Below are 23,687 nucleotides of genomic sequence, written 5' to 3'. Positions count from 1 at the left end.
GTCCCGGATTGTTAGAAGCCAGCCGACTTGAGATAGTCACGGCTGAGTTTTACGTCGGCGAGGCTACCGCCCGCGTTGCGCGGATCACGCTCCTGCTCAACGGTGATAAAGCCTTCATAACCAAGATCATCAAGAAGGGCGCGAATGGCGGGATAATCGATACAACCCTTGCCGATGGGACACATGACCCCCTGCGCGCAGGCTTCAAAGAAGCGAATGTGCTCACCCATCACGCGGCCAAAAACGGCCCTGTCGATGTCCTTGAAGTGGATGTAGTCGAGACGGTCGGCGTATTTGCGCAGGGTTTGGACAGGGTCCATGCCGGCATACCAGGTATGGCCAGTGTCGAGGCAGAAACCGGCAACCTCCTGGGGTATGTCAACGGCGAGACGGGCAATCTCGTCCTCGAATTCGATGTAACCGCCGGCATGCGGATGAATGGTGGCGCGAACGCCATATTTCTCGCGGGCAAGAGCGGATATCGCCCTGATATTATCCATCATGCCGTTCCATGCCGCGTCATCGAGCCGGGGTGCCCTGTCGGAATGACCCGCCGCATAATCGCGTTCGTCGTGTCCCCAATCCATCACCGTCAGATAAGGTGCGGGAAATCGCTGGCCCAACGCCTTCGGCGGCCTCGGGAGACGGGTGATCAGAGCGCAAATCTCGTCCGTCTGGCGCAGCAGGCTATCGCGGTTTTCCTCAGCGACAAGATCATTGAAGATCGTTCCGGCGACGATATAGAGCCCTCGACTTGTCAGAGCCTGAGAGACCATATCGATGTTCAGCGGAACATAACCATAGGGGCCAAGCTCCACTCCCCCATATCCGGCCGCCTTGACTTCATCGAATACCATTTCCCACGGCGGTAGGTTTGGATTGCGCACGTCATCGACGCCCCAGCAGCACGGTGCTGTGGTGACTGTTATACCCATAATATTCTGGTCCTTCCCTGGTGTCGCTCACTTGGTGGGCGACCCTCCCTGACGCAGAGATTTAGCTGGAGATCTCCGATTTACAAAGTTGGAATTTGATGGGATTCAATCAGAAAACCGGGTGGAGAGGTAAATGACTGCACGCAAGATAAGCATTTCGGATGTTGCAAAGGCAGCCGGAGTCTCGACCGCGACGGTGGATCGGGTTCTCAACAACCGTGGCGGCGTGCGTACCGACAAAGAAGACCGCGTTTTGGCCGCTGCCCGGGCGCTCGGTATTGACCGGGCCCTAGATCGTACCCCTTCACGCGCGCTACGCGTCGCGGTCCTTATCCAACCGCCAGTCAACCCGTTTCACGCGTCTTTGCGCGAGGGTATCGATCTTGCATCGCGAATGTACGCAACACTGAACGTGCAATTCTTCGTCCATCACATCGATCCACGAAAGCCGGCGGCGATCGCCGCAGCCGTCCGCGATTGTCGCTCCTATGATGGCCTCGTCATCACCAGCCCTGACGATATCAGGGTGCGAGAAGCCGTAGCATTCCTGTCGCGCAATGTCCCGGTGGTTACTCTGGCGACCGACCTCACAGATTGCGGGCGAGCCGCCTATGTGGGGCCGAACGACAGGCAGGCCGGTCGGGTAGCTGGCGACCTGATGGGCCTTTTCCTCGGACGGCAAGGCGGCCGCGTCGTCGTGGTTGCCGGCTCACGCGATATCACTGGCCATCGCGACCGGGAAGCCGGGTTTCGCGACATCATGACCGAGCGTTATCCTGAATGCAGCCTGGCCGTAGTTCTGGAGACCGGAGAAAATCAGGAGGAAGCAGGCCGTGTCGTAGAGATTGCATTTCGGGATGACCCGGGATTACGAGGCATATATCATCTGTCCGCGGGTGCTTTGCCGATTGTCAGTGCTCTGCAACGCCTTGGCCGAATCGACAATACGGTTGTCATCACCCACGAACTCACGCCCAATCGACGGATGCTGCTAAAGTCCAGAAAGATCAACGCGGTTATCGACCAAAGACCCCTTTTGGAAGCACGCCTGGCAGTTGAGACCATCGCAAAGCTCCTCGGTAGAATGCCTGGAGAAGCGGTCTCTATCTCAACGGACATCCAGATCTTTCTCGCGGAGAATGCCTAGCGTGCGTGTATCAGTCATCCATGATGTCGCGTTCGTTCAATACGTCGTATTTCCGTATTTCGCCTCACATTTTACTGCTTCAGCGGCCGGCAAACGCGATCGTGTCAGCTACCTGCAAATGAGCGCCAAGCGCAGCCTGATCGATCCAACGTTCCGAGATCAGCAATCGCCCTGTTTGTGGGTCGTCCACGGCAGCATCATACGTGATGCTTCCCGGACGCTTTCGTGTTGTGGATGCCAGCGCATTCAGTTCTGTCATGAATTGCGCCAGATCGGCTGGATCGACGTGCATGTAGCCGGTTATAATCAGCATGGGATAGCGGCTCCATCAGGGCCCCGACCACCTGTTCGCGGCGGCTTGGGCCTTGACTGGTCAAGTGGTGATCAGACGGCGACCAGCACGATCTTGCCCTGGATGCCTCCTTCGGAAGCACGACGATGCGCTGCCGATGCCTCGGCCAGCGGATAAGTGCTGTCGATCACCACCCGTACGGAGCCGTCCTCAAGCAGACGGCCGGCCTCTTCCAATTGCGCGCCGTTCGAGCGCACCTGCGTCGTCGAGACGGTTATCTTCCGCCGGGCGGCTTCGTGATGGCCTGAAAAACCCAGTGGGTTGACGAGAAACAGGGCGCCATACGGCTTAATGCTGCGGAGAAAGCGTTCCATATTCGCGCCGCCGACGGCATCGAGCACCAAATCAACATCCGTGGCCACGGTTTCGGCAGACGTCTTCGTGTAGTCGATGAAGATATCGGCGCCGAGATCATTGAGAAGCGCCTCGTGTTTGCCGGAAGCAACGGCCACCACCTTCGCGCCTTGCCATTTCGCAATCTGGACTGCGAGATGGCCGACGCCGCCGGCGGCACCGTTCACCAGCACTGTCTTGCCGTAGAGCGGAGCCGGGGCATGCGGGAAGGTCTGGAAAGGGTTCGGCGCATCGTGTCCCAGATCGACCAAAAATTGCCAGGCGGTCAGAAACGACATCGGCGCGCCGGCAGCCTGGATGTGGTCGATCCCTGCGGGCTTCAGCGCCAAGTCCGATGCGGGAACACGAACATATTCGGCATAGGCGCTGCTTCCCGTCATGAGGTCATCCGGGAACCGGACCATCGCATGGACCTCGTCGCCGACCTTGAACTGCGACACGTCTTCTCCGACGGCCACAACCGTGCCGGAAACGTCCGTGCCAAGGATCAGCGGAAAGCTTGGATTGGGCTGCCATTCCGGCGGGAGAGCCCGATAACCATCGCGCAGATAGAGATCCGGCGGGTTGAGGCTCGTGGCATGGACGCGAACAAGCACGTCGTCCGCCGAGATTTCCGGTCGGGGTACATCCTCATAGAGGAGGACATCTGGTCCACCGAATTCGCGCAATCGCACGGCTTTCATCATGTCAGTCATCATGGCCTCGCTTGGATATTGGTTTCGATGACTGAAGATACGATCAACTCCTTCGATTGATAATCATCAGACAATTCGCTTTAATAGTGCCATGAAGGAACAAATCGGAATTGATAGGCTGACGGGGTTGATTGCATTCGCTCGCGCCGGCTCGCTCGGAAGCTACACCGCCGCCGCCCGCTCCCTGTCCATCTCACCCTCGGCGGTCAGTAAAAGCATTCAGCGGCTGGAAAAGCAGCTCGGCGTTTCGCTTTTTGCGCGCACGACACGTTCCCTGACCCTGACGGCCGAAGGGCGCGATCTGCATGAGCGTGCGCTAAGGCTGCTGAACGACGCCGAAGAGATCGAGCAGGCGGCAAAAGCAGCGCGCACCGAGCCAGCCGGCACATTACGGATCGCGGCATCTTTGCCGATCGGCCTGCACGTAATAGCGCCCGTGCTTCCTCAGTTTCGCAGGCTCCATCCGAAGGTTAACATAGATCTACGTCTGAGCGATCACATGGTTGATCTTATTGAAGGCGGCTTCGATGTAGCGGTCCGCATCGGCGATCTGTCAGACTCGCGCCTGCTCTCCCGCCGCCTTCTGCCGCATCGGCTATGCTGCTATGCCTCGCCCGAATATCTGGCCGGGCGCAACCCGCCGACCCATCCGGACCAATTGGAAGAGCACGAGACTGTCAGTCTGCGCTATCAGAGTAGTGGCCAGCTATTCCGTTGGCCTTTCCGTGTCGGCGACAGGGAGGTGGAGATCGTGCCGACCTCCGGCGTTATCGTTGACGCGAGCGAAGCCGTGCTTGCGACGATCTCGGCGGGTGCCGGCATTGGAATGGCAACGAGTTTCATGGCCAGCGCCTGGGTGAGGCGTGGAGCGCTCGTGCCGGTTCTAGCCGACTATGCGGTTGACCGGCACAATATAACAGCGCTGTGGCCCGAGAGCCGACGGTCGAACCCCGCCGTCCGCGCTTTCCTCGACACCTTAGTGAAGTTGTCCTGACAATGGCAGCGAATGTCTGCTTCTGGGGCGACGCTGACTAGGCAGCATTTGCCAAAAGCGGGCGTGAGGACAGATGACAACCCGTCGACAAATTCCGCAGATTTCTACAAGCGGCATTAAGCAGCCACCTTATCCAGCTCCAACAATGCCTCCGAGGGGAGCTCTATCCTGGCCGCGGCGAGGTTTTCTCGCAGATGTCCCCGTGACGATGTGCCCGGGATCAGGAGAATGTTCGGCGATCGCTGGAGAAGCCAGGCAAGCGCAACCTGAATCGGCGTGGCGTTGAGCCGGGCGGCCACGTCAGACAGGGTAGAGGATTGCAGCGGCGAGAAGCCGCCAAGAGGAAAGAACGGCACATAGGCAACCCCTCGGGAGGCGAGTGTGTCGATTAAGGTTTCGTCCTGCCGATGCGCAAGATTGTACTGGTTCTGCACGCAAGCGATGTCGGTGATCTTTCCGGCGTCCTCGATTTGCTTCGCCGTGACGTTAGACAGTCCGATATGCCGGATCAGTCCCTGTTGCTTTAAACCGGCCAGAACTTCAAGAGGCTCGTCCAGCGAGCCTTCCGCGGGGCCGTGCACGTCGAACATAGCGCGCAGGTTGACCACATCGAGCACATCGAGTCCGAGATTGCGGAGGTTGTCATGAACGGCCTGTGTCAGCTCCGCGCGCGCGAACGCAGGATACCAAGAAGCGTCCGCGCCCCTGCCTGCGCCGACCTTGGTGACGATCACAAGGTCGTTGTCATAGGGATGCAAAGCTTCGCGGATTATCTCGTTTGTAACATGCGGGCCATAGAAATCGCTGGTATCTATATGGTTGACGCCGCTTTCCACCGCCTCGCGCAGGACGGCTATGGCCTCCGGACGATCGCTCGGAGGCCCGAAAACCCCCTTGCCTGCAAGCTGCATCGCGCCATAGCCCAGCCGGCGCACCGTATGATCGCCAAGCGCGAAGGTTCCTGAAGTTGCAACAGTGCTCATGGTCCATCTCCTTGTGTTCCTCCAAAATAGACAGGTAGCATATACGCTACAAGAAGCTATAATCCGGACAGGTTGTCCGTGAAGGCGGACAATTGTTTTTACGTTTGGAGAGCAGGGTGGCGGATTTAACGGATCTGAATGCGTTTTTACTGGTGGCTAGATCCAAAGGTTTTCGGCAGGCCGCGCGCGAAAGTGGAGTCAGCTCCTCGGCGTTGAGCGATGCGGTGAAGCGTCTCGAAGAAGACCTTGGGGTACGACTATTCAATCGCACCACCCGCAGCGTGCTCCTGACGGATGCAGGAAGTCTCTTGCTAGAGCGCACCGGACCCGCATTCGCAGAGGTGGCATCGGCACTCGACGAGGTGAAAAGCAGCCGCGGCCGCACCTCGGGGGATCTCAGACTCAATGTTCCGATGAGTGCGGCAAGGCTGGTTCTGCCTCCGATCGTGCCGCCGTTCCTAAAGGCCTACCCGGAAATAAGGCTGGAAATCGTGACCGATGAGAATTTCGTCGACATCATAAAGAGCGGCTGCGACGCAGGTATCCGTTATGACGAACGGCTCGAACAGGATATGGTGGCTTTGCCGATCGGACCGCGCCAGCAGCGCTACGCCCTTGCCGCATCGCCGGGTTACCTTGCAAGAAGAGGCAAACCGCAACATCCACAAGACCTGCTTTCGCATGATTGTATTTTAGGCCGGTTTTCGGGGCGCGCGCTTCCCTCCTGGGAATTCGAACGCGATGGGGAAGAAATCGCCATAAATCCTAAAGGTAGCCTCGTTGTTCAGTTCGGCGGCGGCACCGATCTTGGTATCGACGCAGCCATTGCCGGTTCTGGCATCATTTATATTTTTGAGGACTGGCTAAGGCCACACTTCGATAGAGGAGATCTGATACCGGTGATGGAAGAATGGTGGCTGCGGTTTTCCGGCCCGTTCCTCTATTATTCCGGACGGCGGCTTGTGCCCGCGCCTTTGCGCGCATTTATCGATTTCGTGAGACAATCGCACAAAGATGCAGCGAAATCCTTGCAGCCCGGCCCGTGAATTCAAAGTCCTTAGCTCTGTTTCTTGCCGCCGGCATTGGTCGATCCATCGTGCATATCGCGATAACACGCATTATGCATTCGACTAGAGCGACTATTCAGACATGGGCACGTCTTGCAGTAATCCAGTCCGTTAATCAGATATCGGATGCAACAGATGCGGCGGAGACGCTTTGGCTTGCCCTCGTATTGACGGTAGAGGATGGGCCTGAAAAGCGGGTTACGTGAGCCATCTGCCATGTGAGGCGATTCAAGCAGTTCCAGCGCATCGGCCACGCCCGCATCGGAGCAATGATTTTCCATGGCGTAACTGCGCGCGATGGCTTCGAACATGTTGCCCGCGTTTGACCAAAGGACATTGCGAGACAGTCCGCTCACATCCGAAACAGTTCGGATAACTCCCTCGATATTGCCACTGAACAAAAAGTCGAAACGGTCTTGTGCTGATTTTGCTTGAACCGGGCGACCAAAACCAGACAGGCCAAGCGAGACGATCTCCCCTTCTTCGCTGATGTCAATGCTCAAGTCTGCCGGTGTAAGAGGCATGCGCCAATCCAGCAGCATCGCAGCTGTAGCAATCGGTCTCATTACCTTGGCGAAGTACCGCTTCGACCACTCGCCAGCAACGGCGGCAAGGGGCGCGCTCGGCCCATGTCGGCGACCGTAATTGCCGAGTATCACTAAGAGATTATCGTGCTCCAGCAATTCAATGAAGGTCAGGTCGGTACGCCGCCTGCGCCGGAAGAAATCTCTCCACTGCGAGTGTGCCGGTTGCCGCAGCAATTCGCCAAGAACCTCTGACCTTCGCATACGCTCCCGCCCGCCTAGACAAACCGGGAGACGATCTGGCGAGCCAGATGCTGCAACGAGGCCGTGGAACCGAACGGCCAGGAGGGTGTGCCAGTCAAACGGACATTTCCTTGCGCAACGACAGGCAGCATAGGCCAGAGCGAAGCGTGGAGAAGATCAGCCGGAACGGACTCGCCAAGGATGAACAAGGTGCTGTCGCTATCGAGAGACGCAAGTCCTTCCAGATCGATTGTCGTAAAGCCGAAGGATTGCGCCGGCATTTCAATGCCATCGGCAAAACCGATTTTCCTGAGAAGGCTCGAAATTGCGGCGTTGGGTGCAAAGACCCCTAACCGCGGAACGCCAGGTAATGGTTGCGCGACAACCAGCTTGCGGCCTGCCTGCCAGGCATCGCGCAATTTCAGGTTTTCGATATCATCATCGAAACGTGCGAGGAGCCTTTCGACATCATCCGATCGGGAAAGTGCTGCGCCCGCCTGACGGGCGCTCTGATAGACGCTTACCAACATGTCACCGTCGTTTTCCTGATCGTCGATCAGGTGAACCGGAGCGATCTTACCGAGCGCACGGGCGATGGACGCGTGCCGGTAGCGAGACGTCAAGATGAGGTCAGGTTGCAATTTGCGGATCGCTTCCAGGCTTGGCTGCTGTCGTCGTCCAACGTCAACGGCGTCCGAAAGGCCTTCATTTGCGACATTGACCCATGTTCTGTAGCCGGAGATTTCCGTGCACCCAACGGGCGATATTCCAAGGCAAAGGGCAATCTCGGTGGCAGTCCAATCGAGCGTGACCAGGCGTGAAGATCCTGAGGCGGCGAGTGCCACTGGCGCAGCCATTAAAGCCACCGCGCCGCTCAAGAACGATCGTCTGCGAATACCAGCTACCACTTCACGCTCACTGTTCCGACAACGGTTAAACCCTGCCCGTAATAGCACTGCGTGGGGGTGTTGCAACCGGCAACGTAGGTCTTGTCGCCGAGATTGTACCCGTTAAGCTGGAACGAGTAGCGATCATGTTCGTAACGGGCAAATGCATCCACCAGCGTATAACCAGGAACGAAGAATGAGTTCGCCGTATCCCCGGCAGTCTTGCCGATGCGACGGACACCTGCACCAAGCGTCAATTTGCCGTTCCAGCTATCTGGCATCGGCAGATCATAGCTCACGAACAGCGATTGCTGCTGCTTTGGAACGGTATACGGCATCTTCCCGATCTGGGCTGGCGTCTGGCTCTCGGTTACCACAGGATCCTGCCAACTCGCCGCCGCAGTAAGGTTGAGGCTGTCCCAAAGCGTGGCGTTGGCCTCCAGTTCGATCCCACGAACGCGCACTTCGTCAGTCTGGTAATAAACGCTTGCAACACGATTGACGACATTCTGTTGCGTTGCCTCGAACCCGGACAGGGTCAGGCTGAAATCGTCCCCCTGTGGCGCGAATTTCACACCGACTTCCTTCAACTCGCCTTTGGTTGGCTTCAGCGGCGTTGGCGCCAATGTCAGCACCGGGGAGAAGGACGTTGAATATAGCGCGTAGGGTACAAGGCCGTTATCGAAGACATAAGCGGCACCAACCCTGCCCGTGAAAGCTGAATCGTCCTGCCGATATCGGGTGGTAAGACCGCTGGCAAGAGCGGTGCTGTCGGAGTCGTTACTGACATAGTCTTGGCGACCGCCAACGGTCAGACGAAGGCCGCCGAGTTCCATTTGATCCTGCAGATAAAAACCAACCTGACGCTGTGTCTGATCAAGGTGTGTCGTCAGTGCTGCCGGCTGTACGCCAATGCCGTAACCCGGGTTGAACAGGTCGAGAGTGGGGCCACTGCGTGATCCTGTCCTGTTGACGAGGTTTTGCCACTGCACATCGATACCGCCGAGAAGCGTATGGCTGATTGGCCCACTGTCGAACCTGTACTCAAGATTGGTGTCCAACGCCACGGCGTTGAGCGTTGGCTGCGCATTGTAGACGAGGCGTGAAAGCGTGCGCTGGTTAGCGGAAAGACCATTGCCGAAAAGGTTTTGATAATTGACGTCCAGGTACGAGTACCGGAAATTCTGGCGCAGAACGAGATCGTCGTTAAATGCGTGTTCCAGCCGATATCCGATATAGGCCGTTTCCTTGTCGTAGATCGCCAGCGAGGGATCTCCGTCCGAAAAGCTGCGCGGTATCGTTAAACCGAGACGATTGGGATAGATGCTCCCGACGGCAGGAATAAGCGAGGGCACCTGGCCAGCGTCATCCTTCATGTAAGCGCCATATACCGTGAAACTGGTATCTTCATCCGGCGACCACCTGACCGTCGGGCTTATGGCGAAACGGTCGTTTTTTCCGAAATCGTTCATTGTTTCGCTGTCGCGGATAATGCCTTCCAAGCGATAGGTGAGATCGGAATCCGCACCGAGAGGGCCGGTTACGTCAAACCCCGCTTCCTTCTGTTTGTAACTTCCGAAACGGGTGTAGACTTCTCCGCCAGCTGTCTCTGATGGATCCTTGCTGATCATGTTGACAACGCCGCCGACATTCGTTTGGCCGAAAAGCGCGGAACTTGGTCCGCGCAGCACTTCCACCCGATTAAGGAAGTAAGGCTCCACGCGAAAGCCAGCATAGCCGCCTGTCTGGTTTGCAATCTGTGGCACGCGCAAGCCATCGAGATAAAGATCGGCGCCAAAGCCGCGAATGCTGAAGTAATCGGAACGGGGATCGTTGCCGTAGCGTTGGCCGTTGACATTCGCGCTATAGAGCAAGCTGTCCGCCACCGTCTGTACGGCTCGATCGGTCATGGCGCCGCGGGTCACGACGGAGACAGATTGCGGTGTCTCGGCTATCGCCGTCGTGATCTTGGTGGCTGAAGCCGACTGCGTTGCTACGTAGCCACGTTGTTCGACACGGGCCCCTTTTGTCGCCGCTGTCCCCTGGACAACGATCGGCTGAAGCACGGTGGAAGCATTTGTCTCTTGTGCCTCAGCCGTATCCTTCTGGAGGACGAGCGCGCTCAACGCAACGCCCGACACGAAAAACAGGAGCCGCTGTCTGGTGACGTGGCAGGTTGATGTGCGAAGGCGAAGGACGGTGTTCTGCATTCGAGGACCTGTGATAGGAATACTGCGCGAAGGGTACCCCGGACTGTCCGCAGTGTTTGCCAAATCCCGCACGCTTGGCCGCTTAACTAGACTTTTTTTATCAGCATTGTCAGGTCAAAATCGAGCTTTTCCGGGCCATTTAGTGGCCTTATCTGGCTAAATCGTAGTTTTCTGTTTTGTCGGGCCAATCTTTCCTTTTGAAATATAGACGCTGCGCGATTATGGCTCTCTGCGTTGGATGCGGTCGTGAGACTGCTATGAGAAATCCCATCGCCTGGAACCATGATGAAACAGCCGCAAAGGGCAGCCGACCTTCAAAATGTGCCGCGGCCCGTCGCTGCCATGGCACGGACCTACGAGCAAAGCGTCGATTTTGGCTGGCACAGCCATCGCCGAGGCCAATTGTTACAGATCATCGACGGATTCATGACCGCCCGTACCCCCGACACCTCATTTATCATCCCCTGTGGCTACGGCTTGCTGATTACCCCGGAGATACCACACGCCGTTCATTCACACGGGCGGGTCTCCATGCAGTCGGTCTACATCGAACCGGATCCAGGCGTCGCCATGCCATGGGAGCCGACGCGTGTCATCTCAACCTCCACACTCCTTTCGGCAACGGTTGGGGCGTTTTTGAACGAACCGACCCTTTATGACGAAAATGGCCGCGGCGGACATCTCGCGGCACTGATACTCGAGGAGATCACAAATGCGCAGGAAGGCCCGTTTGCGCTTCCCATGCCAAGTGACAAGCGATTGCAACGGCTGTGTCGGGATCTTTCTGAAACACCGTCGCTCGATCTCGATATAGATCGCTGGGCAGACAATCTCGGCATGAGCAGGCGCACCATGACCCGGAAATTCCGAATTCAGACCGGCATGAGTTTCGCCGAATGGCGGCGTCGCTTGCGCATGGCGCATGTCATGCGCCGCCAAGCCGAGGGAGCGCGCCTGGAGGAGGCAGCGGCGGACGTCGGTTATCGCAGCTTGTCATCTCTTCGCAAGGCCATGCGTGAGGTGGCAGGATGAACAGCCCGCCGAGCAAACAGAGGACGCAGGCCATCGCGGCTCAGGCGTTTGGTCTCAGCGTCGTCTATGATCAGGCTCAAGCGCTCCGAAAGGTCGATGCCGTTGCGCTTGAGGGCCGGATTACAGTCATATGCGGCGCGAACGGCTCCGGGAAAAGCACGCTTCTCAAATGCCTCGCCGGACTCGAAAACCCGACGGAAGGCGAAATCCGCTTGTCCGGGCAGCCGCTCAACGCGTTGTCGCGACGCACCGTCGCCCGCCAGGTTGCCGTCCTGAGCCAGACACCAGAGGTTCACATCGGCCTGAGCGTCGAAGAACTCGTTGAACAAGGCCGTTATCCTCACCGCCCCTGGCTTGGTCGACTGTCGACACGGGACCGCAGGATTATCGAAAGCGCCATTTTTCGCGTCGGCCTTCAAAATTTGCGTGCGAGGCAACTCACGACCCTGTCCGGCGGTGAAAGGCAGCGAGCTTGGTTGGCGATGGCTCTGGCGCAGGAGCCGCGCATCCTTTTTCTTGATGAGCCCACGAGCTTTCTCGACATCAGACACCAGGCCGAATTGCTGACCCTCCTGCGCAAACTCAACGCAGAGGAAGGTCTTACGATCATCGCGGTGCTTCATGACCTCAATCAAGTCATGGATATCTCCAATGACGTCGTCCTGATGCAAAAGGGTCAGGTTCTTGCGGCTGGGCCGACACATCAGGTGCTGCGGACTGACCTGTTGCAGCAAGCCTTTGAGTGCCACGTCGATCTCGTGCCACATCCAGATGGAAGCGGGCGAACCTACTGCATGGTCGACTGGATCGGAGCCGGCAACCGGCAAAACCGTCAGGCCTTGGCTCAACTATGAATTTGTCTTGCCTCCCCCTTCGTCGATTTGCTCCAGCCCTTGTCTGGTCCGTCGGCGTGATCCTTCTGCTGGTCCTGGCAGCGCTGGAATTGAGAGTGGGAAGCAGGCTGGTCGGCTGGAGCGATGTGTTTCTTTTTCCGACAGGCCCTGAGACGCTCGCGCAGGCAATTTTGGAAACAACTCGGGCGCCCCGTCTGGTCGCAGCGATATCAACTGGCGCCGCGCTTGCGCTAGCAGGTTCGGTTCTTCAGACCGTCTTGAGGAACCCTTTGGCGGCTCCGGATATACTGTCCGTAACCAGTGGCGCGCAGCTGTTCCTCGTCGTATCGACCTTGCTGCTTCCCTTGTCTCTGCCGCCCATCGTAGTGACGAGCGCGGGCGGCCTTGCTGGCGCGGCCGCGTGCCTTGCACTGGCCGGCGGCTTTCAAGCCCCGCCGGGCCGGCTGGCTCTTTCCGGTGTCGCCGTGTCGCTTTGTTTTTCCGCGGTGTCATCGGCAATCGTGCTTATTGCTGACGAACGGGCGTCCGGTCTGTTACTCTGGTCGTCCGGCATTCTGGACCAGACCGGATGGTCCAGAACCGCAACAGCAGCCCCGTTGGTGCTCCTGTCCTTCGTGGCGCTCATCGTGATGGCGCGCGCCCTCGACTTGCTGGGACTGGGCGACAAGGCGTCGGCCAGTCTGGGGGTAACACGAGCCGTCACGCTTTTCGGTCTGCTCATCGGCGTTCTTCTTTGCGGCTGCGCCGTAACCCTTGCAGGGCCCATCGGCTTCGTCGGCCTTGCAGTCCCGAACGTATTGCGCGCATTGGGTATAAGCCGGCATCACCGCCACCTGCCGCTTTCAGCGGTTTGGGGAGCAAACAGCCTCCTCCTTGCAGATGTCGTCACGCAATCTCTGGCGCGCAATGGCACGACCATACCTACAGGCGTTGCGATTGCCTGCCTCGGGGCACCGGTCATGCTATTCCTGCTGCGCAGGGCAAAGATCGGGGGGGAGCGCCGCATAGGTTTGCCCATAGGCATCGCGCCCCCACCTTTCCTCCTCGCCGTTGGAGCCCTTGTCGCTTTGGGCCTGTTGACGATGGCGGCAAGTCTCGCGACAGGCGACGGAATATCATTGACACTTGCCGAGGTGACAGGAAACCTCGACCTGCGCGCGCCTCGCCTTCTTGTCGCACTCGGCTGTGGCGCGTTGCTCGCTGCTGCTGGCACGGTCTTTCAGGCGGTGACCCGCAACCCGCTATGCGGGCCAGAGACGCTGGGCCTTACACAGGGAGCAGCGTTGTTTAGCCTCGTCGCACTTCTGCTGGGACTTTCACCAGCAACGCCAACTTTCCAGGTCGTCGCTCTGTTGGGGGCCATCACCGTGCTTTTGCTGCTCCGGTTGCTGGCGCCGAAGAATTCTCCGGAAAAATTGGTTCTGGCTGGTGTCGCAATCGCCGCAAGCCTGGGCGCGGCCGCAACAATCATTGTCGTGGAGGCGCGCTTGCAAACGGCACAGGCACTTTCTTGGCTCGTCGGCTCGACGCACGCCCGCGGCTACGCCGACGCCTTCATGCTGATGCCGTGGGTTTTTGCATTGTCGGCTATAGGGCTGTTGTTCAGTCGCCATCTCGACGCCTTTTTGCTTGGGGACGAAAAGGCCCGCTCACTGGGCCTGGCGACGGGAACCGCGAGCAAATACGCGATGGTCTATGCCGCCTGTGCGGTGGCGATCGCCGTTTCTTCCATCGGGGCCGTCAGTTTCGTTGCCCTGCTCGCACCGCACGCGGCTCGACTTCTTACCGGAGCACGCCACGCAAAAAATCTCCCTATCGCAATGATGCTGGGCGCTGTGATGCTGGCTTTTGCCGACACCGTCGGTCGCAGCATTATCGTGCCACTCGAACTTCCGGCAGGCATCATCACCGCTATTATCGGCGCACCCGCCTTCATGATCCTGCTGCGTTCCGGATTGAGGTCACGGTTGTCTTGATCGCACCGAAGTAGCGCAGAACTCCGATACGATTGTTTGCAGGTGTTCGCTCTTATGAGACCAACGGATCACGCAGTGTCGGGCCAACCGACCCAGCGACAATGCTTGATCATTTCTTCGGGAGAGGAGGTGCCGCCTGGTCCCCCTTTTGCTCAATCGAAACGGTCGCCGTCCTTCCCGCGACCAGCCGAACCGTCGTCGGAGCCTCATCGATCTCGATCCGCACCGGGATTCTCTGGGCAAGTCGAACCCATGAGAATGTCGGCGTCACGCTTGCCAGCGAACCCGCACTATCGCTTCGTTCCTGATCCTCGATCCCCGCAGCAATTCCCGCGACATGCCCGGTGACCGATTGGGCTTCACCCATGATATTGATCGTAACTGGATCACCGATATGGATTCTCGGTAGCTTTGTCTCTTCAAAATACCCTGCAAGATAGATGGATTCTTTTTCCACCAGGACGCCCACCGCAGTTCCAGCCAGGACATAGTTACCCCGGCGCAGCGAAAAGTTCGTAATTGCCCCGGACGCCGGCGCTCTTACGATTGTCCGCTCAAGGTTCAGCTTTGCCAGATCCCGCGCGACCAGTGCAGATCGATAGGCGGCCTCTGCCTGATACATCCGGCTTTCCGCTTGCTGTCGCTCCTTGAGGCTGGCTGCTTCCTTTGAGGCAAGCAATTGATACCGCTCGAAATCGGTTTTCGCCATCTCCGCAGCCGCCCTGCTACCCGTTACCTTCGCTTCTGCCTCGCGCAGCGCGAGGCAGAAGCGATCCGTTTCAATGCGAAACAGCGGCGTTCCTTTTTCCACCTGCGCATTGTCTGATATCAGAACCTCGGCGACAGGCCCGGAAACATCTGGTGCCAATCGGATGATATCAGCGCGGACATGGGCGTCACGGGTCCATGGCGCCTCCATGTAGAAAGACCACAAGTGCCAGCCCAGAATGGCAGCACATGCCGTCATCGACAGGGTTAGAAGCACTTGACCCGTGGTGAGCGTCAGATTTTTCATGATCATTGAAACCAGTTGATAGCGGCAGAAAATCCGCCGACAAGGGTAATGTAGAGCGCAAGGTTGAACAGAGAGCGGTGCCAAACCATTCGGTAGAACCCGATCTTGCCGAGAAGTGATGTGAGAAGACGCAGGCCTGCATACGCAAACAATGCGTGCGCCGCGAGCGAGGGCAGAAAGATGCCATAGAGTTCGACCTGCTCCGTCACGCGGGTTTCCTCCCCGCCCCGGCTATTGGGTAAACGGGAGCGTAAGCGTCCGGAGCAATGCAGAGGCGAAGTGCAACGGCGCGCATCAGAAGCTCGGTATCCATCGCGGTGGCGGCCGCGGGGGAAAGGATCAAACCATCCAGCGCCTGCACCGCCTTTTCCACGCAGCCCTCACCTTTAGCGGCACGGGCACCATACAGGGCTGCGACCGCCTGAAAGGCCGGTTTGGCAGCGAGCCGGATACCGCTCGAAGCCTTAGGCACAAGCTCGTACATTGCAAGCAGATGCAGCCCTGCCCGGACATCCCTCAAGACGTCGCAGTCGCCGATTTCCAAGACCGCTGGTCGTTTTGCCATTCGTAAGGCCAACAGACCGGCAACGTCGATCATGCGATGGTGGGTGATCAGGAAGTCGGATTGGTTGCCAACCGCGATGCTTACGATATGTTTCCGGATAACAGAAAAAAGCCTTCTGGCATTTGTCTCGCTTCGCACGGATCGAAGCAGGCTGCAAACCGTGATCGTCCAGACCATTGCGAGTATGGTCGCCGCTGCGGCATTGACGAAGCTGATGAAGTCTGTCGCTGGATAGGCCTGAAGGGTAAGAAGCAGCGGAAAATTTATGCAAAGACCCATGCCGACGAGGGCAAGCGAAGGCACTGCGAGACATAGGCCCGCCGGTATCAGAAACAGTCCCAAAACAGCGGCGAGCGACGCAAAACCGTCGATTGCCGGAAGGATCGCAAAGCCGTAGATGAATGCCGCAATCGCTGCACCGATCGTCACATTGACAAACTTGCGCATGGCAGGGACCGGATCATCCATGGTGGCAAGGAGGCAACAAAGGACGCCCGATATCTGGGCGAAGGTAACCCCGTCGGACCATCCGGTTGCGATCCAGAAGAAGAGGGAGGTAACAAGGCATACTGCAACCGTCAGCGATGACAGCAAAGCCATTCCGATATCCCGATGCGGTGCAGGCATTCTGTCAGACGCGCCAGCCGCTCTAGGTCCGCCCTCATCTTCAATGGATTTTCTAAGAGTGAGGCACTCGTCAGAGAGCCGAACAACAGCCCGCAGATCTCGGGCAAATTTGACGAGAAGAAGTTCTTCCCATGTCGGAGGCGAGGTGGAGAAGGCGAGCGCATCGATCGTGGAGGAGGAGCCTCTCGGTCTCGAATCCATCTCGGCGATTATCGCCAATGCCTCTTCCCGGCCAGCCGGGTCAAACCTGCCCAGTGATCGTCGCAAATCCTCCAGTTCGCTCAGTAACGGCAGAAAGGAAAGCATCCGGTGCTGCAGCGACCTTACCAGTGCCACTCTGCTTTGGTATCTGGATCCGTCATATTGAAGATGAACCGCGAACGACCGCAGATCGGCAGCCTCTGCCGCCAAGGCGTGGCGTTCCATCCGGCTTTGGTTTCCGTCCTTTTTTGCGGTTGCTGTGGCTTCGAAAAGCTCCTGCGCCCTGGCCATCCATTCATCGATCCGGTTGAGAAGGGTCGTCCCCACGTGAACCGGAAAAACAACGTGACTGACAATCGACGCGCAGATGATTGCGAGGCCGATCTCCTCGGTGCGGGAAACGACAATATCGAAGGTGTTTACCGGAGCGTTGACGAGCGGCAGTCCTGCAAGAAGCACGGTATAGCCCGCCAACAGGCAAATATAACTACGCGGTGTGCGATCAAGGAGACTGACGAAGGTACACCCGGAGACCCACAGGATGATCGCGCCGGAAAGAAATATAGGTTCGTTCACAAGATTCGGGACCATGAGGATTGTTGCACCGCCGCCGATGATTGTGCCCAGCAGCCGATATGCCGATTTTGACGAGATCGCGCCGGACAGGGGATGAGCGACGATGTAGACTGTTGCAACTGCCCAGGACGGCCGGTAGAGATCGAAGCAGATGGCTGCAAGATATGCCGTCATGGCCGCAAGAAATGTTTTCAGCGAAAAGATGACGTTCCCGCTGGTGACAACTGGCCGGGAACTCACACCTCATCCCCCGGCAGTGTGGCCTTGCGCTCGATGCCTTTTTCATCGTTGGCAACATTGTCTGCGAGGCCGTAGGTCGCTGGCGACACGTAGAAAAAGAATGGTGCAGCGAGGCACGCGTGCAGATAGGCTTCGGCAGGGTCAGCGCGCACAACAGTCGACATGGCCGGAGGCTGGCGGGCAAGCAACGCTCGGGCTTTCGAAAAAAGAATGCCTGTAATCCTTTTCAGAACAGCGGCACGATCCGGCCTTTTCCCCATCAGGGATGGGGGCAGGATGCAGAGCCTGCGAGGTCCTTTCGAGGTCATACGAATTTCGGTCCGGACGATATCCGACCACCAGCGGTCGTTGTGTTTTTGAAGTGCCATGATCACCCTCCAGCTTCTTGCGAGATGACCCTATCGACAAACCGATCGGACGAATTTAGATATTCCCTCTAATGATCACTAAATACCCCCAGCCACCACTATCCCTGTCCGGTGCCCTCGCCGACCATGATGTCGAAAGCTCTTCATCGCGCGTTCGCGCTGTGAGGATTGACGTGTCTCAGAATGAACGCGAGGCTCCCGAACACCAGCACCGTAAGGGCCAGCTTGTCATGCCGCTGCTGGGAGGCGTGACTTGTCGCGTCCCAAGCGGCATGTGGATGGTTCCGCCTCATTGTGGCGTCTGGGTTCCAGGGGGCATGCTTCACAGCAATGTGGCCACCGCCAACGCACGTTTGTTCTTCCTATTCATCGAGCCGGGGGCTGCCGATCTGCCGAACCGGTGCTGCACGCTTTCCCTGTCTCCGCTCGTCAGGGAACTGATCATCGAGATGGCCGACCAATCGGCTGCCGCGACTGCTGACTTAGAGCTCATGGAAACGCTGCTTCTGTCGGCATTGTCGCGGATGCCGGTCGAGCATCTTCACCTCCCGCTGACGGACGAGCCCCGGCTTGCACGCATCGCATCCGAGCTGGCAGACGATCCATCCAATCGCAGTACGATGGCGCAATGGGCAAAACGAGTGGCGATGAGTGAGAATTCGCTCGCCCGTCTCGTTCAAAGCGAAACGGGCCTTACCTTCGGCCGCTGGCGACAACAATTGCAGGTGATTGTCGCAATCCGAAGCCTTGCAGCGGGGGCAACGGTGCAGCAGGTTTCGGGGGATCTTGGATATCAATCCGTCTCTGCATTCATAACCATGTTCAAGAAAGCGCTTGGCACATCGCCTGCCCGATATCTGGGAAACTTCGACCGCTGAACGTTAGAAGGTACAGCGACACCTGAAAGGAAATCGGCCGGCTGGCGGAGCTTCCTCCCAATGGACACTCTCCTACCGCAATGGTTTTTACGACCCGCCTCCCACGTGCCGCCTTGCGCGCATTTCTCGATTACATGAGAAGCTATAACGGTCAAACGAAGGGCGCACTAGAACGCCTCGACATTGTCGATCAGCTGATCGACCAGCGACTGGACCGCTGCGCTTCTTACCCACGCCACATACGGCGTCAGGATGAAGTTCGGCAAATCAAGCAGACGCATGAGTGGATGATAGTATGCGGCAGCTCCGTGATGACAACGTCGAAGCCAGGCCCGCACAATCGCCGCATTATCGGCGCTGGTTTTTCGAATGACGACCTCTCCAGACGATCATCGCAAAAGTTGCTGGGCCAACACCTGCATTCGGGACGTTTTGCATTTTTTCAATATCCGCCCACTCAATAACCTCCGGTGAGAAAAATCGTCTCGCCCGTCATGAAACTACATGCCTCCGACGCCAGAAAGACAGCTGCCCCCACCATCTCTTCCGGTCGCCCGGCCCGCCCCATCCAGTTCAGTGCGCTTACATATTCATTCCAGCCCTCCGGGTCCTCGACGCGGCGATGAGCGTTGCGATCCGTATCGATGAGGCCGGGAGCGAGAGTATTGAGCAACACGTTGTCGCGGGCATAATCTCTAGCCTGACTTTGAATTAAATTGTGCTGTGCGGCCTTCGTCGCCGCATAGGCGGTAACGATGCTCTTGGGCCTTAGCTGATTGACTGATCCTATGGAGACGATCCTGCCCCATTTCCGAGCCGACATTCGCGGCAGTGCCGTCTGTAGCATGTCGACCGTCGAGCCCAGATTGACCGCCAGTTGAAACGCCAGATCACCTGGCGTCAGCGCCGATAGAGTGGCATTGATCTGGGCACTGGCGTTGATAACAAGGATATCGAGTGGTGCGATCGCCTCTGCTCGCTCGATAAGATCCCGACCAGCCCCGACTTCGGAGAGATCGCCTGCCAGATGATCCGCCGCTCCCCCGTGCGTAACAATCCGCTCATGTAAAGCCGCTGTGGCGCCCGGCTTGACGCCATGCAGGATGACATGGGCACCTGCCCCAGCCAGCCCTTCGGCAATCGCCGCTCCTATCCCGCGGCTTGAACCGGTAACGAGCGCCACGCGGCCCTTCAGGCCAAAGATGTTTTCAAGGTTCATCCTTTATCCTTCGAACAATGAGACGTGCGCACCGGAAACTCCCGGGCGGCAGGAAAACAGACCACCTGACAGAGGCGCGTCGGCGAGTGTCGAGGCCGGCAGGCGAGTGCGGGCGCTGGTGATGAACAGCGTCGACAGATCCGGGCCACCAAAGGCGATGCTGGTGGGACGGGGCACCGGCATCTCAATTACCTGGTCGAGCTTCCCGTTTGGAAGATAACGGCGCACGGACCAGCCATCCCAGATCGCACACCAGACCCCTCCTTCCGCGTCCACCGCAAGACCGTCCGGCCTGCCGTCAGCGACGGGAATGCGTGCGAATTCGCGGCATCCCGACAGCGTTCCGGTCGCGGGATCGCAATCATAGGCGTGGATGAGGCCAGGTACCGTGTCAACAAAGTAGAAGGTTTTCCCATCCGCGCTCCAGCCGAGGCCGTTGGAGACGATGATGCCGCCTTCCTTGCGTTCGAATGCGCCATCGGTGCTGATACGATAAAGCGCACCCGTGGGCTTGGAGGCGTCAATCCTCATCGATCCCACCCATATCGCACCGTCAGGCCCGCATTTGGCATCATTCAAGCGGTTGTCGACGATGCCTGCCTCCGGGCTGACGAAGGGTGTGAGCCGACCTGATGCAAAATCCAGCCATTCGATCCCATCCTGAGACGCCACCAGCAGACGCCCACCGCGAACCGGAATGACCGCGCTGACCAACTTCCCGGTCTCGCAGGTTTCGTTCCGGCCACTCGCTGGATCAAACCGGTGGACAGCGGGATGAAGAATATCGACCCAGTAGAGCGTATTTTCGCCATCGTGCCACACTGGACTCTCGCCAAGCTGTGCGCCCCATGGCAAGACGCAACTCAGCTCGGCACTCGGACGGCCGGTGACAGACCGGGGCCTGGGCCTGGAACTAATGGCGACAGCCCCAGCCGCACCCGTGATACGGCGCGCGGCAGCAATCAATTCGCGCCCGGCTGGATGGATATTGGAGGAACTGAGTCGCGATGATGGGCCAAGCGCAACAAGCACGCCGATCGGCGTATTGTCGCGACCCATGACAGGGGCGGCTGCCGAATTTACACCTGGCAAGTGCTCCTCATAAGAAATCGAATAACCACGTGCCCGGGTCAACGTCAGGTCGGCCTGGAGCGCATCGAGCGTGGTGATGGTTTTCGGGGTCTGCACATCCAGCGTCAGACGGTCCAGGAGGGCGCGGCCTACGGCGGGGTCCTGAAAGGCGAGCAGTGCCTTGCCGGGTGCTGTGCAATGCAGCGGGACGCGGCGCCCCACCTCGACGCGCACAGAAAGGCCATTCGGCGAACGTTCGGCCAGATATTGCGTCATCGTGCCGTCAAGCCGGCACAGCGCAACCGTTTCCCCCAGTTCGGCCGCCAGCCGCTCGAGTTCCGGGGTTGCCGCCGAGACGAGATCGAAACTCTCCCAGACCCTATGGGACATTTCCAGAAAACGCTGGCCCAGAACATAAGTGCCCCGGGCCGCATCCTGACGGACGAGACCATAGGCGATAAGGGTGCGCAGGATGCGTGCAAAGGTCGGCTTCGGCAGGCCGGAGGCGCGCAGCAACTCGGCAAAACGTAGCGGTTCCTGCGCGTCGGCAACCATATCGAGCAGCGTTAGCCCCTTGGCCAGCGCCGCCGTGCCGCCCGGCGTCTCGGGCTTCATCGCCTCTGCTCCTTCGCGAGTCGCCCCAGCCTTGCGGCCGCCGCTTCGTCCAGCATCCGGTCCATCGTCCATTCTGCTTCAAACCCCAAAGTGTTTCTGATCCGCTCGTTGGACGTATGGTAATAAACGCCGTCGCCGGGAAAATCGACTGTCACGATGGGAAGGCCGGTCAGCACCGCAATCTTCGGCAGAAGCTCGGCGAAATCGGCGGGTTCATCCGCGCCGAGATTGAAGGTGCCACCCGCCGCCTCGGGGTGATCGAGAGCGAGCAGAATTCCTGCCACCATGTCTCGCGTATCGGTGATGTGCATACGGAATGGACGGCCGTTTTCGTTGCGCGACAGAATGTGCGACGGCTCACCGATATCTCGGGACTGGAGCAATTCGGCGATAGCAACGTTTCCGAAATTCTGCTGCTGGCGAATGCGTGGCCGCAGGAAAAACCGGGGACCGGAAAAGAAACTCTCTTCGTCCAGCAGTTCCGCCGCATCCTGCGTATGCGAAAACCGCAGGATCACCGTTTCCATGGTGCCGCTTCGCTGTTGAAAGCGCACCAGCTCTTCGCCCAAAAGCTTGGTCAGGCCATAGGGCGAATTGGGGCAAAGCGGATGATCCTCGGTGACCGGCAGGAATTCCGGTCGGTTTTCCGGATAGACCTCGCCTGAGGAAGCGAACACGAAACGCCGCAGGCCAGATGATGAAGCGGCATCCAGAAGCCGGCGCGTACCCTCGACATTTACAGCGAACATACGATCGCGATCTGCCGGAGCCCAGGACATGAAGGCTCCCAGATGCAGGACGGCGCTCACGCCCTTCATAGCTTCGGACAGTGCCTGCGCATCCTCCAGCGACCCGACGACTTCCTCGCCGCCGGTTCCCGATGGCCTGAGATCAAAACCGCGAACGCTGCGGCCCTGTGCGCGCAAGGCGGCGACAGCGGCACGACCGACACGGCCCGCCGATCCGGTGACGAGGATCATAGCCGTTCTCCGGTCTTTGCATCGAAGAGATAAAGCTTGGCCGGATCGAAACCGAGCCGGAGTGCCTCGTTGCCAGGAAGATTGCCGGTATGCGAGACGCGCGCGATCAGACCCTTGGACTTGCCCTCCTCGCCATCGGCCACCCTTGCGCCTTCCGCGTCGAAATAGACGTATTTTTCCGATCCGAGGCTTTCCACCAGCGTCGGGTGAACATCGAAGGTGACCGGCGCATCGCCGAGAACGAGATGTTCCGGCCGCAGACCGACGATCACGCTGCCTTGGCGATCAGCCGCGCCCGGCACGGAAACATGTTGCCCAAACAGGGTAACAGTGCCGTCACGCAGTTGCGCATTGAGGAAGTTCATGCCCGGCGAGCCGATGAAACCGGCAACGAAAAGATTGGCCGGGTTGTTGAACAGTTCGTCTGGTGCGGCAATTTGCTGGATGATGCCGCCCTGCATGATCACGACCCGGTCCGCCATGGTCATGGCTTCGACCTGGTCATGCGTCACGTAGACGGTGGTGACCCCGATGCGTTTGTGCAAAGCGCCGATTTCGGCACGCATATGGACACGCAGCTTGGCATCGAGGTTGGACAGCGGCTCGTCCATGAGGAAGGCTTGCGGCTGGCGCACGATGGCGCGACCAAGCGCGACGCGCTGCCGCTGACCGCCTGACAGATCCTTGGGCTTGCGATCCAGATAGGGCGTCACTTCCAGAATGCGCGCCGCATCGTCGACCCGGCGGTCAATCTCATGCCTGTCCGTGCCGCGCATCTTCAGCCCGAAGCCGATGTTCTGGCGAACCGTCAGATGCGGATAGAGCGCATAATTCTGAAACACCATGGCTATATCGCGGTCCCCGGGCGCCAGATCCGTGACTTCATTGTCGCCGATGAAGATCTGCCCTTCGCTTGCCGGTTCGAGACCAGCAAGGATTTTCAAGATCGTCGACTTGCCGCAACCGGAAGGTCCGACCAGCACCACGAACTCGCCGTTCTCGATCTCAAGCGAAAAGGGCCTGAGCACGTTGAGCGCGCCATAGGACTTGCTGACGTTGCGAATGGAAATATTGGCCAT

Annotated in this window: 22 protein-coding genes; 7 read left to right on the top strand and 15 right to left on the bottom strand. The window is 58.5% G+C overall.

Annotation, left to right across the window (positions count from 1 at the left end; all coding sequences use genetic code 11):
• Positions 1 to 11: 11 nt before the first annotated feature.
• On the bottom strand, positions 12 to 935 hold the full coding sequence (locus ACZ5A6_RS26145) for a sugar phosphate isomerase/epimerase family protein (protein ID WP_464111473.1): 924 nt from the start codon (positions 933 to 935) through the stop codon (positions 12 to 14).
• 133 nt (positions 936 to 1,068) lie between these two features.
• On the opposite strand from ACZ5A6_RS26145, the gene ACZ5A6_RS26140 reads away from it, so the two are divergent.
• The gene (locus ACZ5A6_RS26140) at positions 1,069 to 2,082 is read left to right on the top strand and encodes a LacI family DNA-binding transcriptional regulator (protein ID WP_080863846.1); all 1,014 of its coding nucleotides are present in this window, start codon (positions 1,069 to 1,071) and stop codon (positions 2,080 to 2,082) included.
• Between the two features lie 79 nt (positions 2,083 to 2,161).
• On the opposite strand, the gene ACZ5A6_RS26135 is transcribed toward ACZ5A6_RS26140, so the two are convergent.
• Positions 2,162 to 2,395, bottom strand: coding sequence for a putative quinol monooxygenase (locus tag ACZ5A6_RS26135; RefSeq protein WP_464111472.1), 234 nt, complete (start codon positions 2,393 to 2,395; stop codon positions 2,162 to 2,164).
• Between the two features lie 71 nt (positions 2,396 to 2,466).
• Positions 2,467 to 3,483, bottom strand: a complete 1,017-nt coding sequence (locus ACZ5A6_RS26130; protein ID WP_464111471.1) for an NADP-dependent oxidoreductase — start codon at positions 3,481 to 3,483, stop codon at positions 2,467 to 2,469.
• Positions 3,484 to 3,574: 91 nt separating this feature from the next.
• Between ACZ5A6_RS26130 and ACZ5A6_RS26125 the strand changes: the two genes are divergently transcribed.
• Positions 3,575 to 4,477, top strand: a complete 903-nt coding sequence (locus ACZ5A6_RS26125) for a substrate binding domain-containing protein (RefSeq protein ID WP_464111470.1) — start codon at positions 3,575 to 3,577, stop codon at positions 4,475 to 4,477.
• A 116-nt stretch (positions 4,478 to 4,593) separates the two neighbouring features.
• On the opposite strand, the gene ACZ5A6_RS26120 is transcribed toward ACZ5A6_RS26125, so the two are convergent.
• Positions 4,594 to 5,460: an aldo/keto reductase family oxidoreductase gene (locus ACZ5A6_RS26120; protein ID WP_464111469.1), complete on the bottom strand. Its 867-nt coding sequence runs from the start codon at positions 5,458 to 5,460 to the stop codon at positions 4,594 to 4,596.
• A 116-nt stretch (positions 5,461 to 5,576) separates the two neighbouring features.
• Here ACZ5A6_RS26120 and ACZ5A6_RS26115 point away from each other — a divergent pair, with 116 nt between their 5' ends.
• Positions 5,577 to 6,506 carry a LysR family transcriptional regulator gene (locus ACZ5A6_RS26115; RefSeq protein ID WP_111795193.1) on the top strand — a complete coding sequence of 310 codons (930 nt, stop codon included), beginning with the start codon at positions 5,577 to 5,579 and terminating at the stop codon, positions 6,504 to 6,506.
• A gap of 11 nt (positions 6,507 to 6,517) precedes the next feature.
• Here ACZ5A6_RS26115 and fhuF read toward each other — a convergent pair whose 3' ends face one another.
• From fhuF to ACZ5A6_RS26100, 3 genes are read right to left on the bottom strand one after another with little or no spacing between them, the layout of a single operon-like run.
• On the bottom strand, positions 6,518 to 7,315 hold the full coding sequence (gene fhuF / locus ACZ5A6_RS26110; protein ID WP_464111468.1) for a siderophore-iron reductase FhuF: 798 nt from the start codon (positions 7,313 to 7,315) through the stop codon (positions 6,518 to 6,520).
• A gap of 14 nt (positions 7,316 to 7,329) precedes the next feature.
• Positions 7,330 to 8,151, bottom strand: a complete 822-nt coding sequence (locus tag ACZ5A6_RS26105; RefSeq protein ID WP_464111467.1) for an iron-siderophore ABC transporter substrate-binding protein — start codon at positions 8,149 to 8,151, stop codon at positions 7,330 to 7,332.
• 44 nt (positions 8,152 to 8,195) lie between these two features.
• Positions 8,196 to 10,391: a TonB-dependent siderophore receptor gene (locus ACZ5A6_RS26100; protein WP_464111466.1), complete on the bottom strand. Its 2,196-nt coding sequence runs from the start codon at positions 10,389 to 10,391 to the stop codon at positions 8,196 to 8,198.
• A gap of 285 nt (positions 10,392 to 10,676) precedes the next feature.
• On the opposite strand from ACZ5A6_RS26100, the gene ACZ5A6_RS26095 reads away from it, so the two are divergent.
• From ACZ5A6_RS26095 to ACZ5A6_RS26085, 3 genes are read left to right on the top strand one after another with little or no spacing between them, the layout of a single operon-like run.
• Positions 10,677 to 11,423 carry an AraC family ligand binding domain-containing protein gene (locus ACZ5A6_RS26095; protein ID WP_464111465.1) on the top strand — a complete coding sequence of 249 codons (747 nt, stop codon included), beginning with the start codon at positions 10,677 to 10,679 and terminating at the stop codon, positions 11,421 to 11,423.
• Complete coding sequence (locus ACZ5A6_RS26090; protein ID WP_111795190.1) at positions 11,420 to 12,277, top strand: ABC transporter ATP-binding protein; 858 nt, start codon at positions 11,420 to 11,422, stop codon at positions 12,275 to 12,277. Before ACZ5A6_RS26095 ends, ACZ5A6_RS26090 begins: the two co-directional genes overlap by 4 nt.
• Before the next feature lie 56 nt (positions 12,278 to 12,333).
• The gene (locus ACZ5A6_RS26085) at positions 12,334 to 14,253 is read left to right on the top strand and encodes an iron ABC transporter permease (protein WP_464111464.1); all 1,920 of its coding nucleotides are present in this window, start codon (positions 12,334 to 12,336) and stop codon (positions 14,251 to 14,253) included.
• 109 nt (positions 14,254 to 14,362) lie between these two features.
• On the opposite strand, the gene ACZ5A6_RS26080 is transcribed toward ACZ5A6_RS26085, so the two are convergent.
• From ACZ5A6_RS26080 to ACZ5A6_RS26065, 4 genes are read right to left on the bottom strand one after another with little or no spacing between them, the layout of a single operon-like run.
• The gene (locus tag ACZ5A6_RS26080) at positions 14,363 to 15,268 is read right to left on the bottom strand and encodes an HlyD family secretion protein (protein ID WP_111795220.1); all 906 of its coding nucleotides are present in this window, start codon (positions 15,266 to 15,268) and stop codon (positions 14,363 to 14,365) included.
• A gap of 2 nt (positions 15,269 to 15,270) precedes the next feature.
• Positions 15,271 to 15,477 (bottom strand): DUF1656 domain-containing protein, encoded by a 207-nt coding sequence (locus ACZ5A6_RS26075; protein ID WP_025591573.1) that lies wholly within the window; start codon positions 15,475 to 15,477, stop codon positions 15,271 to 15,273.
• Positions 15,474 to 17,477, bottom strand: coding sequence for an FUSC family protein (locus tag ACZ5A6_RS26070; RefSeq protein ID WP_464111463.1), 2,004 nt, complete (start codon positions 17,475 to 17,477; stop codon positions 15,474 to 15,476). The genes ACZ5A6_RS26075 and ACZ5A6_RS26070 overlap by 4 nt, the downstream gene beginning before the upstream one ends.
• A complete protein-coding gene (locus tag ACZ5A6_RS26065; protein WP_464111462.1) occupies positions 17,474 to 17,845 on the bottom strand; it encodes a hypothetical protein in 372 nt (123 codons plus the stop codon). The genes ACZ5A6_RS26070 and ACZ5A6_RS26065 overlap by 4 nt, the downstream gene beginning before the upstream one ends.
• Before the next feature lie 71 nt (positions 17,846 to 17,916).
• Between ACZ5A6_RS26065 and ACZ5A6_RS26060 the strand changes: the two genes are divergently transcribed.
• Positions 17,917 to 18,723 carry an AraC family transcriptional regulator gene (locus ACZ5A6_RS26060; RefSeq protein WP_051093860.1) on the top strand — a complete coding sequence of 269 codons (807 nt, stop codon included), beginning with the start codon at positions 17,917 to 17,919 and terminating at the stop codon, positions 18,721 to 18,723.
• A 457-nt stretch (positions 18,724 to 19,180) separates the two neighbouring features.
• Here ACZ5A6_RS26060 and ACZ5A6_RS26055 read toward each other — a convergent pair whose 3' ends face one another.
• Genes ACZ5A6_RS26055 through ACZ5A6_RS26040 form a run of 4 tightly spaced genes read right to left on the bottom strand, consistent with a single transcriptional unit; the run spans position 19,181 to position 23,687 of the window.
• A complete protein-coding gene (locus ACZ5A6_RS26055; RefSeq protein ID WP_464111461.1) occupies positions 19,181 to 19,942 on the bottom strand; it encodes an SDR family NAD(P)-dependent oxidoreductase in 762 nt (253 codons plus the stop codon).
• A 3-nt stretch (positions 19,943 to 19,945) separates the two neighbouring features.
• Entirely contained in the window at positions 19,946 to 21,628 is a 1,683-nt protein-coding gene (locus ACZ5A6_RS26050) for an SMP-30/gluconolactonase/LRE family protein (RefSeq protein ID WP_111790866.1), read from the bottom strand.
• Positions 21,625 to 22,608 (bottom strand): NAD-dependent epimerase/dehydratase family protein, encoded by a 984-nt coding sequence (locus ACZ5A6_RS26045; RefSeq protein ID WP_464111460.1) that lies wholly within the window; start codon positions 22,606 to 22,608, stop codon positions 21,625 to 21,627. The genes ACZ5A6_RS26050 and ACZ5A6_RS26045 overlap by 4 nt, the downstream gene beginning before the upstream one ends.
• The gene (locus ACZ5A6_RS26040; RefSeq protein ID WP_464111459.1) at positions 22,605 to 23,687 is read right to left on the bottom strand and encodes an ABC transporter ATP-binding protein; all 1,083 of its coding nucleotides are present in this window, start codon (positions 23,685 to 23,687) and stop codon (positions 22,605 to 22,607) included. Before ACZ5A6_RS26040 ends, ACZ5A6_RS26045 begins: the two co-directional genes overlap by 4 nt.

The sequence above is a fragment of the Agrobacterium sp. 6Ca8 genome, assembly GCF_055382765.1.
Note: the sequence above shows the minus strand (reverse complement) of the source record. Positions and strands in the feature narration are given on the sequence as shown.